This window comes from Aquabacterium sp. UBA2148, assembly GCF_002328915.1.
GTDB lineage: Bacteria > Pseudomonadota > Gammaproteobacteria > Burkholderiales > Burkholderiaceae_C > Aquabacterium > Aquabacterium parvum.
The window spans coordinates 1-985 of record NZ_DCXA01000296.1 but is presented as its reverse complement, the minus strand read 5'-3'; the positions used below and the strand labels follow the sequence as shown (position 1 = coordinate 985).

The 985-nt window shown below is 64.4% G+C and carries 1 protein-coding gene and 1 pseudogene; both read right to left on the bottom strand.

The features are described 5' to 3' along the window. On the bottom strand, positions 1-797 hold a 797-nt coding region (locus tag B2W70_RS16380; protein WP_286747282.1), incomplete at its 3' end, for an MFS transporter. A 101-nt stretch (positions 798-898) separates the two neighbouring features. After that, a pseudogene (locus B2W70_RS16375) lies at positions 899-985 on the bottom strand (DNA-binding response regulator); the annotation flags it as partial.

Below are 985 nucleotides of genomic sequence, written 5' to 3'. Positions count from 1 at the left end.
CCGCCGATGGCGCGCAGCACGCCGCCAGGCAGCGAGAAGCAGGCGGCCAGCAGCGCGGCCACGCGGATGTCCAGCCCGTACTCGCCCACGTAGTACTGAACCATCCACAGGCTCAAGCCCACGTAGCCACCGAAGACAATGCTGTAGTACTGGCAGTACTTGAGCACGCGCGGGTCCTTCAGGGCCTTGAGCTGGGCCATGAAGCCGCCCTTGGACGCCGGCACCACGTGCGCCGGATCGTGCGCGCTGCCCAGCCAGAAGATGATGGCGGTGCCCAGCATGATGGCCGCGTAGATCTGCGGCACCATGGCCCAGCCTGCGGCCACCAGGATCACCGGGGCCACGAACTTGTTGACGGCTGCACCCGAGTTGCCGGCGCCGAACACGCCCATGGCAAAACCCTGCTGCTGCTTGGGGAACCAACGCGCCACGTAAGGCGTGCCCACCGAGAACGAGCCGCCGGCCAGGCCAACGAACAGGCCCAGCACCAGGAAGTGCCAGTACTCGGTGGCGTAGCTCATCAGCCAGATCGGCACCACGCACAGCAGCATGGTGATGAACAGCACGATGCGCCCGCCAAAGCGGTCGGTCCAGATGCCCAGCGGCACCCGCACCAGGGAGCCCGTCAGCACGGGCGTGGCCGTCAGCAGGCCGAACTGGGTGGCGGTCAGCCCCAGCTGCTTCTTGAGTGGGATCCCGATGACCCCGAACATCATCCACACCATGAAGCACACCGTGAAAGCCAGTGTGCTGACGACGAGGACCGATATCGCTGTTCTTCTGTTGCTTGTGGACATGGTCAATTCCTTTCCATGTCGCGCAGTGTCAGGAGATCAGCTTGGCGTGGGTATCCTCCTGTGGGCAGGGTGGGGTCGTTCGGAAGAACTACTCCCTGGGGTCAGGCTTGATCCAGATCAGACGAAGCCAGCACCGCTGCCTGGACCCGAGAGGTCAGGTTCAACTTGCGCAGGATGTGCTGCACGTG